This window comes from Metapseudomonas otitidis (assembly GCF_011397855.1).
Classification (GTDB): Bacteria; Pseudomonadota; Gammaproteobacteria; order Pseudomonadales; family Pseudomonadaceae; genus Metapseudomonas; species Metapseudomonas otitidis.
The window spans coordinates 1,230,609-1,242,587 of sequence record NZ_AP022642.1; the positions used below are offsets into that span (position 1 = coordinate 1,230,609).

General features: G+C 67.6%; 10 protein-coding genes. 2 read left to right on the forward strand and 8 right to left on the reverse strand.

Annotation, left to right across the window (positions count from 1 at the left end):
- Nucleotides 1–77: 77 nt before the first annotated feature.
- The 8 genes from PotMrB4_RS05785 to PotMrB4_RS05820 form a co-directional block, all read right to left on the reverse strand.
- On the reverse strand, nucleotides 78–1,049 hold the full coding sequence (locus tag PotMrB4_RS05785; protein ID WP_172432764.1) for a peptide ABC transporter ATP-binding protein: 972 nt from the start codon (nucleotides 1,047–1,049) through the stop codon (nucleotides 78–80).
- Entirely contained in the window at nucleotides 1,049–2,020 is a 972-nt protein-coding gene (locus PotMrB4_RS05790; protein ID WP_044406929.1) for an ABC transporter ATP-binding protein, read from the reverse strand. Before PotMrB4_RS05790 ends, PotMrB4_RS05785 begins: the two co-directional genes overlap by 1 nt.
- 9 nt (nucleotides 2,021–2,029) lie before the next feature.
- The gene (locus tag PotMrB4_RS05795) at nucleotides 2,030–2,935 is read right to left on the reverse strand and encodes an ABC transporter permease subunit (protein ID WP_044406932.1); all 906 of its coding nucleotides are present in this window, start codon (nucleotides 2,933–2,935) and stop codon (nucleotides 2,030–2,032) included.
- 10 nt (nucleotides 2,936–2,945) lie between these two features.
- Nucleotides 2,946–3,956, reverse strand: coding sequence for an ABC transporter permease subunit (locus tag PotMrB4_RS05800; protein WP_160481405.1), 1,011 nt, complete (start codon nucleotides 3,954–3,956; stop codon nucleotides 2,946–2,948).
- A 106-nt stretch (nucleotides 3,957–4,062) separates the two neighbouring features.
- Entirely contained in the window at nucleotides 4,063–5,655 is a 1,593-nt protein-coding gene (locus PotMrB4_RS05805) for an ABC transporter substrate-binding protein (protein WP_232060797.1), read from the reverse strand.
- A gap of 44 nt (nucleotides 5,656–5,699) precedes the next feature.
- Complete coding sequence (locus tag PotMrB4_RS05810; protein WP_172432765.1) at nucleotides 5,700–7,139, reverse strand: OprD family outer membrane porin; 1,440 nt, start codon at nucleotides 7,137–7,139, stop codon at nucleotides 5,700–5,702.
- Nucleotides 7,140–7,360: 221 nt separating this feature from the next.
- On the reverse strand, nucleotides 7,361–8,962 hold the full coding sequence (locus PotMrB4_RS05815; RefSeq protein WP_172432766.1) for an ABC transporter substrate-binding protein: 1,602 nt from the start codon (nucleotides 8,960–8,962) through the stop codon (nucleotides 7,361–7,363).
- Between the two features lie 263 nt (nucleotides 8,963–9,225).
- Nucleotides 9,226–9,789 (reverse strand): helix-turn-helix domain-containing protein, encoded by a 564-nt coding sequence (locus tag PotMrB4_RS05820; protein ID WP_044406946.1) that lies wholly within the window; start codon nucleotides 9,787–9,789, stop codon nucleotides 9,226–9,228.
- A gap of 330 nt (nucleotides 9,790–10,119) precedes the next feature.
- Here PotMrB4_RS05820 and PotMrB4_RS05825 point away from each other — a divergent pair, with 330 nt between their 5' ends.
- Nucleotides 10,120–11,334: a M24 family metallopeptidase gene (locus PotMrB4_RS05825; protein WP_172432767.1), complete on the forward strand. Its 1,215-nt coding sequence runs from the start codon at nucleotides 10,120–10,122 to the stop codon at nucleotides 11,332–11,334.
- A gap of 189 nt (nucleotides 11,335–11,523) precedes the next feature.
- Nucleotides 11,524–11,964 (forward strand): N-acetyltransferase, encoded by a 441-nt coding sequence (locus PotMrB4_RS05830; protein WP_172432768.1) that lies wholly within the window; start codon nucleotides 11,524–11,526, stop codon nucleotides 11,962–11,964.
- Nucleotides 11,965–11,979 lie beyond the last annotated feature (15 nt).

Below are 11,979 nucleotides of genomic sequence, written 5' to 3' on the forward strand. Positions count from 1 at the left end.
CACCGATTCGTAGCCGTAGCCCGGACTTCAGTCCGGGGAGGGGAATCCCGGGCTGAAGCCGGGCTACAAGGCTCGTGCTAGAGGGCGATGCTCTCGGCGTGGTGGCAGGCCACCTGGCGGGCGTCGAGCAGGCGCAGTTCGGGGACTTCGTTGCGGCAGCGCTCGGTGGCGTGGGGGCAGCGCTTGTGGAAGGCGCAGCCGGGGGGCGGGTCCAGGGGGTTTGGCAGCTCGCCGACGATCTTGATCTTCGGTTTGGCCGGGTCCGGGTGGATCGCCGGGGTCGCCGAGAGCAGGGCGCGGGTGTAGGGGTGCAGCGGGCGCTCGTAGATCAGCTCCTTCGGCCCCATCTCCGCCGGGCGGCCGAGGTACATCACCAGCACGTCGTCGGCCACGTGGCGCACCACGGCGAGGTTGTGGGAGATGAACACGTAGCCGGTGTTGAAGCGCTCTTGCAGGTCCATGAACAGGTTGAGCACCTGGGCCTGGATGGACACGTCCAGCGCCGAGGTGGGTTCGTCCGCCACCAGTACCTTGGGGTTGAGCATCATGGCGCGGGCCAGGGCGATGCGCTGGCGCTGGCCGCCGGAGAACATGTGCGGGTAGCGCTGGTAGTGCTCAGGACGCAGGCCCACCTGCTGCATCATCGCCTGCACCTGCTCGCGGCGTTCGGCGCTGGTGAGGCCGGTGTTGATCACCAGCGGCTCGGCCAGCTGGTCGCCGATCTTCTGCCGGGGGTTGAGGGAGGCGTAGGGGTTCTGGAACACCATCTGCACGTCACGGCGCAGCTGCTTGCGGTCTTCGCTGCTGGCGCCGGCCACTTCGCGCCCGGCGATCTGCAGGGAGCCGGAGCTGGGCTCCTCGATCAAGGTCAGGGCGCGGGCCAGGGTGGATTTGCCGCAACCGGATTCGCCGACCACGGCCAGGGTCTTGCCGGCGTCGAGCTGGAACGACACGCCGTTGAGGGCGCGCACGGTGGCGTGGCCCTTGAACAGGCCACGGGACACGGAGTAGTGACGGGTCAGGTCACGGGCGGTCAGGACGGCACTCATCAGGCCACCTCGTCGAAATTGAGCGGGAAGTAGCAGCGCACGGCGCCGTGTTCGTAGGCGTCGAGGCTGGGGCGGCGTTCCTTGCAGCTGGCCTGGGCGTAGGGGCAGCGCGGCGACAGCAGGCAGCCCTGGGGCCGGTCGTAGCGGCCGGGGACGATGCCGCGCAGGGTCTCCAGGCGCGGCTTGCCGACGCTGTGTTCGGGAATGGCCTTGAGCAGCGCCTCGGTGTAGGGGTGCGCCGGGGCGTCGAACAGGCGCGGCACGCTGCCCACCTCCACGGCCTGGCCGGCGTACATCACGCAGACGCGGTTGGCGGTCTCGGCGACCACGGCCAGGTCGTGGGTGATCAGCACCAGGCCCATGCCCTGCTCGCGCTGCAGGTTCAGCAGCAGGTCCATGATCTGCGCCTGGATGGTCACGTCCAGGGCGGTGGTGGGTTCGTCGGCGATCAGCAGCTTGGGTTCGGCGGCGATGGCCATGGCGATGGCCACGCGCTGGCTCATGCCCCCGGAGAGCTGGTGCGGGTAGGCGTCGAGGCGGCTTTCGGCGCCGGGGATCTCCACCCGCTCCAGCAGTTCGCGGGCCCGCTGGCGGGCGGCGCGGCCCTTGAGGCCGAGGTGCTGGCGCAGCACTTCCTCGATCTGGAAGCCCACGGTGTAGCTGGGGTTGAGGGCGGTCATCGGGTCCTGGAAGACCATCGACAGGTCCTTGCCGACGATGTGCCGGCGCTGCCGGCCCTTGAGGCGCAGCATGTCGGTGCCGTCGAACTGCATCTGGTCGGCGGTGATCCAGCCGGGGGCGTCGATCAGGCCCATCAGGGCCATCATGGTCACCGACTTGCCGGAGCCGGACTCGCCGACGATGGCCAGCACTTCACCGGCGTTCACCTGCAGGTCGAGGCCGTCCACCACGGGCACGGCGCTGAGGTCGCCGAAGCGGACGCAGAGGTTCTTGATATCCAGAAGGCTCATGGGGGCTCCTCAGGCGGCGTTCTTCAGTTTGGGGTCGAGTGCGTCGCGCAGGCCGTCACCCATCAGGTTGATGGCCAGCACGCTGAGCAGGATGGTCAGGCCGGGGAGGGAGACGACCCACCAGGCGCGCTCGATGTAGTCGCGGGCCGAGGCCAGCATGGTGCCCCACTCGGGGGTGGGCGGCTGGACGCCGAGGCCGAGGAAGCCCAGGGCGGCGGCGTCGAGGATCGCCGAGGAGAAGCTCAGGGTGGCCTGCACGATCAGCGGGGCCATGCAGTTGGGCAGCACGGTGACGAACATCAGCCGCAGCAGCCCGGCGCCGGCCAGGCGCGAGGCGGTGACGTAGTCGCGGTTCAGCTCCACCATCACGGCGGCGCGGGTCAGGCGCACGTAGGAGGGCAGCGAGACCACGGCGATGGCGATCACGGTGTTGATCAGCCCTGGGCCGAGGATGGCGACGATGGCCACCGCCAGCAGCAGCGAGGGCAGGGCCAGCATGATGTCCATCAAGCGCATGATCGAGGGGCCCATCAGGCGCGGGAAGAAGCCCGCCAGAAGGCCCAGGAAGATCCCCGGGATCAGCGACATCAGCACCGAGGCCACACCGATCAGCAGCGACAGCCGGGCGCCGTGGATCAGTCGCGAGAGCAGGTCGCGGCCCAGTTCGTCGGTGCCGAGCACGAAGCGCCACTGGCCGCCGTCCAGCCAGGCCGGCGGGGTCAGCATGGCGTCGCGGAACTGCTCGCTGGGGTCGTAGGGGGCGATCCAGGGGGCGAACAGCGCGCAGACGATGATCAGGATCATGAAGGCCAGGCCGCCGACGGCGCCCTTGTTGTGGCAGAAGCTCTGCCAGAACTCCTTCAGCGGCGAGGGGTAGAGCAGGGCCGGCTCGACCGGGGGCTGGGCGATGGTCATGGTCGGCTCCTCAACGTTGATGACGGATGCGGGGATTGGCGAGGCCATAGAGGATGTCCACCACGAAGTTGACCAGGATGACCAGGCAGGCGATCAGCAGGATGCCGTTCTGCACCACGGGGTAGTCCCGCGCGCCGATGGACTCGATGAGCCATTTGCCGATGCCCGGCCAGGAGAAGATGGTTTCGGTGAGCACGGCGCCCGCCAGCAGGGTGCCCACCTGCAGGCCGAACACGGTGAGCACCGGGATCAGCGCGTTGCGCAGGCCGTGCACGAACACCACGCGGGTCGGCGACAGGCCCTTGGCGCGGGCGGTGCGGATGTAGTCCTCGCGCAGCACTTCGAGCATCGCCGAGCGGGTCATGCGGGCGATCACCGCCAGGGGGATGGTGCCCAGCACGATGGCCGGCAGGATGAGGTGCTTGAGGGCGTCGACGAAGGCGCCTTCCTCGTCGGAAAGCAGGGTGTCGATGAGCATGAAGCCGGTCTTCGGCTCGATGTCGTAGAGCAGGTCGATGCGCCCGGAGACCGGTGTCCAGCCCAGCCAGACCGAGAAGAACATGATCAGCAGCAGGCCCCACCAGAAGATCGGCATGGAGTAGCCGGTGAGGGAGATGCCCATCACCCCGTGATCGAACAGCGAGCCGCGTTTGAGCGCTGCCAGTACGCCGGCCAGCAGGCCGAGGGTGCCGGCGAACAGCAGGGCGGCCAGGGCCAGTTCCAGGGTGGCGGGGAACAGCGTGAGGAACTCGTGCCAGACGCTCTCGCGGGTGCGCAGCGACTCGCCCAGGTCACCTTGGGCCAGCTTGCCGATGTAGGTGAGGTACTGCTCGTACAGGGGCTTGTCGAGCCCCAGGCGGACCATGGCCTGGGCGTGCATTTCGGGATCGACGCGACGTTCGCCCATCATCACTTCCACTGGGTCGCCTGGAATCAGGCGGATCAGCGCGAAGGTCAGCAGGGTGACGCCGAAGAAGGTGGGGATCAGCAGCCCCAGTCGGCGAGCAATGAAACTGAGCATCTCGGTGATTGACTCCTCAGGTATCACGCCCGCTTCCGTGGGTAACGGTGGGCGGGCGTCGTTCTTGTTGTCGGGTGTCGCGGCAGCGGGTGCCGCGACAGTGCCGTTACTTCACCCGGGTGGTGGCGAAGTGGTTGTTGGTCAGCGGGCTGATCACGTAGCCCTCGACGTTGCTGCGGCGCACGTTGAACAGCTTAGGGTGCGCCAGCGTAATCCACGGGGCTTCGCGGTGGAAAACCACCTGGGCCTGTTCATAGAGCTTCGCCCGCTCGGCAGGTTCGCTGACGCTGCGGGCCTTCTGTATCAGGGCTTCGAACTCGGGGTTGCACCAGCGCGCCTGGTTCTCCCCCGACTCGGCTGCCGCGCAGGACAGGTTGGGGCCGAGGAAGTTGTCCGGGTCGCCGTTGTCGCCGGCCCAGCCCAGCAGCACCATGTCGTGCTCGCCGCCCTTGGAACGCTTGAGCAGTTCGCCCCACTCCAGGGAGCGGATGGTCATCTGGATGCCGGCCTTGGCCAGGTCCGCCTGCATCATCTGTGCCGCCAGCGCCGGGTTGGGGATGGTGGATGAGGTGCCATTGCGGATGAACAGGGTGATCTTCAGGTCCTTCACCCCGGCTTCGGCCAGCAGGGCGCGGGCCTTCTCCGGGTCGTGCGCCCAGTCCTGCACCTGGTGGTTGTAGCCCAGCAGGGTCGGCGGGTAGGGGTTGACCGCGACGCTGGCGTTGCCGGCGCCGAACACGGCCTGGATCATCGCCTGCTTGTCCACGGCGAGGTTGATGGCTTGGCGCACGCGGGCGTCGTCCAGCGGCTTGTGCTGGGTGTTGATGGCGACGTAGGTGGTCAGCAGCGCGTCGATCTCGTCCACCGCCAGGTTGGGGTTGCTGCGCACGCCGGGCACGTCTTCCGGCTTGGGGTAGAGGGCGATCTGGCACTCGCCGGCGCGCACCTTCTGCAGGCGCACGTTGGGGTCGAGGGTGATGGCGAACACCAGGTTGTCGATCGGCGGCTTGCCGCGGAAGTAGTCCGGGTTGGCCTTGTAGCGCACCTGGGCGTCCTTGGCGTAGCGGCTGAACACGAAGGGACCGGTGCCGATGGGCTGCTGGTTGAGCTGGTTGGTCTTGCCGGCCTTGAGCAGCTGGTCGCCGTACTCGGCGGAATAGATGGAGGCGAAGCCCATGGCCATGTCGGCGAGGAAGGGTGCCTCGGGGCGGCTGAGGGTGAAGCGCACGGTGAGGTCGTCGACCTTCTCCACGGACTTGATCAGCTCGCGCATGCCCATGGCGTCGAAGTAGGCGTAGCCGCGCTGGGCCGACTCATGCCAGGGGTGCTTGGGATCGAGGGCGCGCTGGAAGCTCCAGAGCACGTCGTCCGCATTCAGGGTGCGGGTGGGGGTGAAGTAGTCGGTGGTATGGAACTTCACCCCCGGGTGCAGGTGGAAGGTGTAGACGGTGCCGTCGGGGCTGATGTCCCAGCGTTCCGCCAGGGCCGGTTCCAGCTCGGTGGTGCCGGGCTTGAAGGCCACCAGGCGGCTGAACACCGTTTCGGCGGAGGCGTCGGCGGTCACCGCGCCGGTGTACTGGACGATGTCGAAGCCTTCCGGCGCGGCTTCGGTGCAGACCACCAGGTTGGCCGCCTGGGCCAGCGGGGCGCCGGCGGCCAGGGCCACCAGCAGGGGCAGGGTACGGAGCGTCATGCGCATGTGAGTCTCCTTGTGGGGCGCCGCTGGGCGGCGCCCGTCTCAATCTAGAGCAGGTCGAAGGGGAAAGTGCTGACCACGCGCAGTTCGTTCACGCTGCCGTCGATCTGCTGCTTGCTGGCCTTGTGGGACATGTAGGTGACCTTGAAGGTGCTGTCCTTGATGGTCCCGCTCTGCACCTTGTAGGCCGCCATCAGCCCGTACTCGTGGTGGCGTTCGCCGTCCATGCCGCGCACTTCGACGTAGTTGCCGTAGGCGCCGTTGCGATCACCGTCGTAGTGGGTGCCGTCGATGTCCCAGCCCTTGGCGTACCAGGCGGTGGTGGACAGGCCGGGGACGCCGAAGTAGCTCCAGTCGGTCTCGTAGCGGATCTGCGCGGACTTCTCGTTGGGGCCGTTGTAGTCCGAGAGCAGGGAGTTGGCCAGGTAGATGGCCGCCGTTTCGTGGACGTAGTCGAAGTACTCGTCGCCGTCGATCTGCTGCCAGGCCAGGGTCAGCGCGTGGGCCTGGTGGGCGAGGGTGAATGCCAGGCTCCAGGCGTTGTTGTCGATGTAGCCGGCCTTGCGCGAGCCGGTGTCGCGGGTGCGATAGCCGTTCAGCGCGGTGCGCAGGGAAAGGTTTTCGCGGTCCCCCAGGGTGTGGGTGATGCCCAGGTAGTACTGGTCCCAGATGTCTTCGAAGCGGCCACCGTAGGCGGCGATCTCCAGGCTCTCCAGCGGCTTGTAGTTGCCGCCCAGGTAATGCATGTGCTCGCCCTTCACTTCGCGGGTGCCGTACTCGGTGGTGAAGGCTTCGTCGCCTGAGCCGGTACGCGGGCTGACGCGGCGGAAGCTGCCGGCCTGCAGGGCCAGGTTGTCCAGCTCTTCGCTGGTGATGGCGTAGCCGGTGAAGCTGGAGGGCAGGGCACGGTTGTCGAAGTAGCTGAATACCGGGGTGTCCACCTGGAAGCGGCCGGCCTTCAGCTCGGTGTTGGAGACGCGCAGGCGCACGTTGGCGATGCCCAGCTTGGACCACTCCTCCACGCCGTGGCCGTTGCTGTCGGCCAGGGTGCGGTTGCCGCCACCGCCGATGCGGCCCTTGCCGCGTTCCAGGTTGATGGCGTTGAACGCGGCGACATCGAGGCCGAAGCCGATGGTGCCCTGGGTATAGCCGGAGCTGTACTTGAGCTGGGTGCCTTGCACCCATGCGCGGCGGCTGTGAGTGCGCTGTGGGCCGTCATCCTTGGGGATGGTGAAGCCGAAGCTGTCCTTCATCTGCTCGCGGGCGGCGAAGTTGCGGGTGCTGAGGGTCAGGCTCTGCCCCTCGATGAACCCGGTGGCGCCGGCCTGGCCCTTCACCGGCTTGTCCACTGCCGGGATGTTCTGCACCTGGGCGGCGTAGCTGGGGTTCTCCGGCACCGGTGGCATGGGCTGTTCCTCGGCCCCTGCCGCGCCGGTGGCGGCCAGCAGGGCCAGGGCCAGGGTCGCTCGGGAATGGTCTTTCTTCATGTCGTTCGCTCCTTTGTTGTTATTGCTTCGCTTTGAAGCAAGGAGCGCTGGCGCGGACTGCCGTCGTCACCGGGCAAGCCGGTGACGTCGCACGCAAGCGCAGCTTCCTTGCGGACTCGTTGGGGCAGGTATGAAAAAAGGTCTCCTCCGCTCTGCGGCGGATGGAGGGGTGGGTCACGGAAGACCGGGGCCTGGCGGGGGCAGCCGCCAGGCCCCTGTTCTCACGGGGCGTTGGCCACGCCGTAGAAGGAGTTGGTGGAGAACGGGCTGATGCGGAAGCCCTCCACGCTCCGGCTCATGGGCTGGTAGACGGTGGTGTGGGCGATGGGGCTGATCGGCACCTGGTTGTGCAGGCGCTGCTGGGCCTGTTTGTACAGCTCGGTGCGCTGGGCCTGGTCGGTGCTGGCCTTGGCCTGCTTGACCAGCTTGTCGTAGTCGGCGTCGCACCACTTGGAGACGTTGTTGCCGTTGACCGAATCGCAACCGTAGAGGGTGCCGAGCCAGTTGTCCGGGTCCCCGTTGTCGCCGGTCCAGCCGAACAGCATGGCGTCGTGCTCGCCGGCGTGGGCACGCTTGATGTACTCGCCCCACTCGTAGGTGACGATGCGCGCCTTGACGCCGACCTTGGCCCAGTCGGCCTGGATCATCTCGGCCATCAGCCGCGCGTTGGGGTTGTAGGGGCGCTGCACGGGCATGGCCCAGAGGGTGATTTCGGTGCCTTCGGCGATGCCGGCGGCCTTGAGCAGTTCCTTGGCCTTCTCGGGGTTGTACTCGCTGCCCTTGATGGTCTCGTCGTAGGACCACTGGGTCGGCGGCATGGCGTTGACTGCTAGCTGGCCGGCGCCCTGGTAGACGGCCTCGATGATGGCCGGCTTGTTCACCGCCATGTCCAGCGCCTGGCGCACCTCCACCTTGTCGAACGGCGGGTGGGTGACGTTGTAGGCGATGTAGCCGAGGTTGAAGCCGGGCTGCGAGGGCACCTGCAGGCGCGGGTCCTGCTTGAGGCCTGCGATGTCGGCCGGGCGCGGGTTGAGGGTGACCTGGCACTCGCCGGCCTTGAGCTTCTGGGCGCGCACAGAGGCGTCGGTGTTGATGGCGAAGATCAGGTTGTCGATCTTCACGTCCTCGGGCTTCCAGTAGTCCTTGTTGCCGGTGAAGCGGATCTGCGCGTCCTTCTGGTAGCGCTTGAACACGAACGGGCCGGTGCCGATGGGCTTCTGGTTGAGCAACTGCGGCGTGCCGGCCTTGAGCAGCTGGTCGGCGTACTCGGCCGAGTGCACGGCGGCGAAGGGCATGGCCAGGTTCTGGATGAAGGCCGCGTCCACCTGGTTGAGGGTGAACTTGACGGTGTGGTCGTCCAGCTTCTCGACCTTGGCGATGTTCTTGTCCAGGCCCATGTCGGTGAAGTAGGGGAACTCGCTGGGGTAGGCCTTACGGAACGGGTGGTTCCTGTCGAGCATGCGCTGGAAGGTGAACAGCACGTCGTCGGCGCTGAACTCGCGGCTGGGGGTGAAGTACTCGGTGGTGTGGAACTTCACGCCCGGGCGCAGGTGGAAGGTGTAGGTCAGGCCGTCTTCGGAAACGTCCCAGGATTCGGCCAGCGCCGGCCCGGCACGGGTGCTGCCGCGCTCGAACTGCACCAGGCGGTTGAAGAGGGTTTCCGCCGTGGCGTCGAAGTCGGTGCCGGTGGTGTATTGGCCGGGGTCGAAGCCGGCGGGGCTGCCTTCAGAACAGAACACCAGGTTGCTGGCGGCGGAGGCGAAGGAAGTGCCGAGGAGCAGGCCGGCAGCGAGCAGGGCCTGGACGAGGGTGTTCTTGGGCATGCGGGACCTCGATTGTTCTTTTTCTGAGGGCGTCACGGGCTCGCGGCCTTATGGACCGGGCACGTGCTCGGTACAACCCGCTGCGTTCCGGTCCCGGGGTCAGGTGGCCGGCCCTGTGCAGCGGTGAGCGCTCTGGCCGGGGCTCCTTGCCCAACGCCAAAGCGTGGCCGAAATTAAGTCATGCTGAAAAAGTGGTCAACAGAAATTAAGCAAGACTTACATTCAGGCGTCACCGAGCGTCGCATCGAGGCAATTGCGAGGGATCAGGAGGCGTTGCGGTCGTCGAACAGCGGCATGGTGGTGACGGTCAGCACCTCGGCCACGTTCTCGCCGACGTTGGCCAGGCAGTGGGTCTTGCCGGCGTCGAAGTGCACCGAGTCGCCGGCAGCGAGCGGGTACTGGCGACCGTCGATGGTGTAGACGATCTGCCCGGAGAGCACATAGGCGAACTCCGAGCCCTCGTGGGCGATCAGCTCCGACTGGTAGCCCACCGGCATGTTCATCTTCACCGCGTTGAGCAGGTTGCCGGGGAAGGAGGTGGACAGGCGCTCGTAGGCCAGCGGCTGGCCCTCGATGGTGTAGCGCACGCGCTCGTTCTGGTGGGAGTCTGGCTGGGGCTGCGGCGGCTGGTCGAACAGCGCGTTCATCGGTACGCCGAGGGACTTGGCGATGTTGGCCAGGGAGGAGATGGACACGCCCGTCAGGTTGCGTTCGGCCTGGGAGAGAAAGCTGGCGGTGAGCCCCGATTCGGCGGCGACCTGGTTGAGGGTCTTCTTCGCGGCACGCCGGTAGCGGCGCAGGCGTTCTCCGATGCGGTCGACGGACATGGCGGGTGCTCTGGTGACGGGAGGCGGCCAGTATACCGAGCGGTGCGGCGGGCGGCAGTCCCGGCGCAAGCGCCCGGGCCACCGGCTTGTGGCCGGCGGTGGGCACGGTACCGCGCAAGGGAAGGGTGGAGCTGCCGGGCGATCGTGTCGCCGGGCCTGCGCAGCATAGTGGCTGAAGCTGTCGGGAAGCTGTCAGCGAAAGGTCGAATGGCGCGCACGACGCGCATCGGCGGCCATAAAATTAAGTCACACTTAAAAAATCCTTTGACCGCCTCGTTCAGCCTCCCTTAAATTCCGCCGCCGGATTGTCAGACAAGCGAGGACCACGGGATGACCAGGGGTGTAGGCGGTAGCACGCCAGAGGCGGCGCTCGCCCAGTTGCACGACATGACCGCCGGCGCGCGGCCCATCGAGGCGGCGGAGTACCACGCACGCATCGCCCGCGCCCAGCGCTTCATGGTCGAGCAGGGCATCGGCGCGTTGTACCTCCATGCCGGGGCCAACCTGCGCTACTTCACCGGCGTGCAGTGGCACCCCAGCGAACGCCTGGTGGGCGCGCTGCTGCCCGCCGTAGGCGAGCTGGAATACCTCGCCCCGGCCTTCGAGGAAGGCACCGTGCGCGGCTTCCAGGTGGTGCCGGGCGCCATCCGCACCTGGCAGGAACACGAGTCCCCCTACCGCCTGCTGCTGGATCGCCTGGCCGCCCTGGGCCTGGCCGACGACGCCTGCGTGGCGCTGTGCCCGAGCCTGCCGTTCTTCATGTTCGACGGCCTGCGCAATGAGTCGCCGCGCTACCGCTTCATCGACGGCGGTCGCGTCACCCAGCACTGCCGCGCCCGCAAGTCTGCCGCCGAGATCGCCCTGATGCAGCGCGCCAAGGACATGACCCTGGCCGTGCACAAGGCCGCCGCCAGCATCCTCCGCGAGGGCATCACCCCGGCCGAGGTGGAGGCCTTCATCCACCAGGCTCACCGCCGCGTCGGGGCCAGCGGCTCGTACTTCTGCATCGTCCTGTTCGGTGCCGACAGCGCCTTCCCCCACGGCGTGGCCCAGCCCCGGCCATTGCGGGACGGCGACATGGTGCTGATCGACACCGGCTGCCGCCTGCACGGCTACCTCTCGGACATCACCCGCAGCTACGTCTTCGGCACCCCCAGCCCGCGCCAGCGCGCCCTGTGGGACGCCGAGAAGCGCGCGCAGCTGGCCGCCTTCGACGCCGCCCGCCTGGGCGCCCCCTGCGAAGCGGTGGACGCCGCCGCCCGGCGCTCCCTGGAAGCCGACGGCCTCGGCCCGGACTACCAGCTCCCCGGCCTGCCGCACCGCACCGGGCACGGCATCGGCGTGGAGATCCACGAAGGCCCCTACCTGGTACGGGGCGACGCCACGCCCCTGGCGCCAGGCATGTGCTTCAGCAACGAACCGATGATCTGCGTGCCCGGCGAGTTCGGCATCCGCCTGGAAGACCACTTCTACATGGCCGAAGACGGCCCGCGCTGGTTCACCCAGCCGAGCCACTCCATCGACGACCCGTTCGGGTTGGCCTGAGCCCGGCAGTGGTATGGCCTCCACCTGGCGGGGGAGGTCCTCGACGCTGCTGTAGCTGAAGCGGACCACCGCGTCTCATCACCCCCTTCCCGGCCACCACTGAGGAAGGGGCTGGCGCGCTCCAGCAGGCCGACGTTCGCCGGCGCCTATAATCGCCGCCTTCGAACGTGACCCCGCACAGGACTGCACATGATCCGCCTGGCCCGCCCCGATGAGTACGCCGACCTGGTGGACATCTGGCTGGAGGCCTCCCTCCAGGCCCATGACTTCATCCCCGAAGCCTTCTGGCACGGCCAGCGGGACGCCATGCTCGACCACTACCTGCCCGCCGCGGAAAACTGGGTCGTGGAAGAGAACGGCCAGGTGCGTGGCTTCCTGTCTCGGGTCGAGCACCACCTGGCCGCACTCTTCATCCACCCCGCCCACCAGCGCAGCGGACTCGGCCGTCGCCTGCTGGACAGCGCCAAAGCACGGCATCACTCACTGGAGCTGAACGTCTACCGCGCCAACGTCAAGGCGGTGGGCTTCTACCGCTCGGCTGGTTTCGAAGTTGTCGCCGAAGCATTGGATGCCGCGACGGGGCAGCCGGAGTTGACCTTGCGTTGGTTGGGTGAGTTGGGGGCGGGATAAAGATGTACCCATTCG

Excerpts from the sequence above, each read along its gene's own strand:
- PotMrB4_RS05810 (WP_172432765.1), bottom strand. The coding sequence starts at position 7,139 with ATGAAGAAAGACCATTCCCGAGCGACCCTGGCCCTGGCCCTGCTGGCC.
- PotMrB4_RS05820 (WP_044406946.1), bottom strand. The coding sequence starts at position 9,789 with ATGTCCGTCGACCGCATCGGAGAACGCCTGCGCCGCTACCGGCGTGCC.
- PotMrB4_RS05795 (WP_044406932.1), bottom strand. The coding sequence starts at position 2,935 with ATGACCATCGCCCAGCCCCCGGTCGAGCCGGCCCTGCTCTACCCCTCG.
- PotMrB4_RS05800 (WP_160481405.1), bottom strand. The coding sequence starts at position 3,956 with ATGCTCAGTTTCATTGCTCGCCGACTGGGGCTGCTGATCCCCACCTTC.
- PotMrB4_RS05825 (WP_172432767.1), top strand. The coding sequence starts at position 10,120 with ATGACCAGGGGTGTAGGCGGTAGCACGCCAGAGGCGGCGCTCGCCCAG.
- PotMrB4_RS05790 (WP_044406929.1), bottom strand. The coding sequence starts at position 2,020 with ATGAGCCTTCTGGATATCAAGAACCTCTGCGTCCGCTTCGGCGACCTC.
- PotMrB4_RS05785 (WP_172432764.1), bottom strand. The coding sequence starts at position 1,049 with ATGAGTGCCGTCCTGACCGCCCGTGACCTGACCCGTCACTACTCCGTG.
- PotMrB4_RS05815 (WP_172432766.1), bottom strand. The coding sequence starts at position 8,962 with ATGCCCAAGAACACCCTCGTCCAGGCCCTGCTCGCTGCCGGCCTGCTC.
- PotMrB4_RS05830 (WP_172432768.1), top strand. The coding sequence starts at position 11,524 with ATGATCCGCCTGGCCCGCCCCGATGAGTACGCCGACCTGGTGGACATC.
- PotMrB4_RS05805 (WP_232060797.1), bottom strand. The coding sequence starts at position 5,655 with ATGCGCATGACGCTCCGTACCCTGCCCCTGCTGGTGGCCCTGGCCGCC.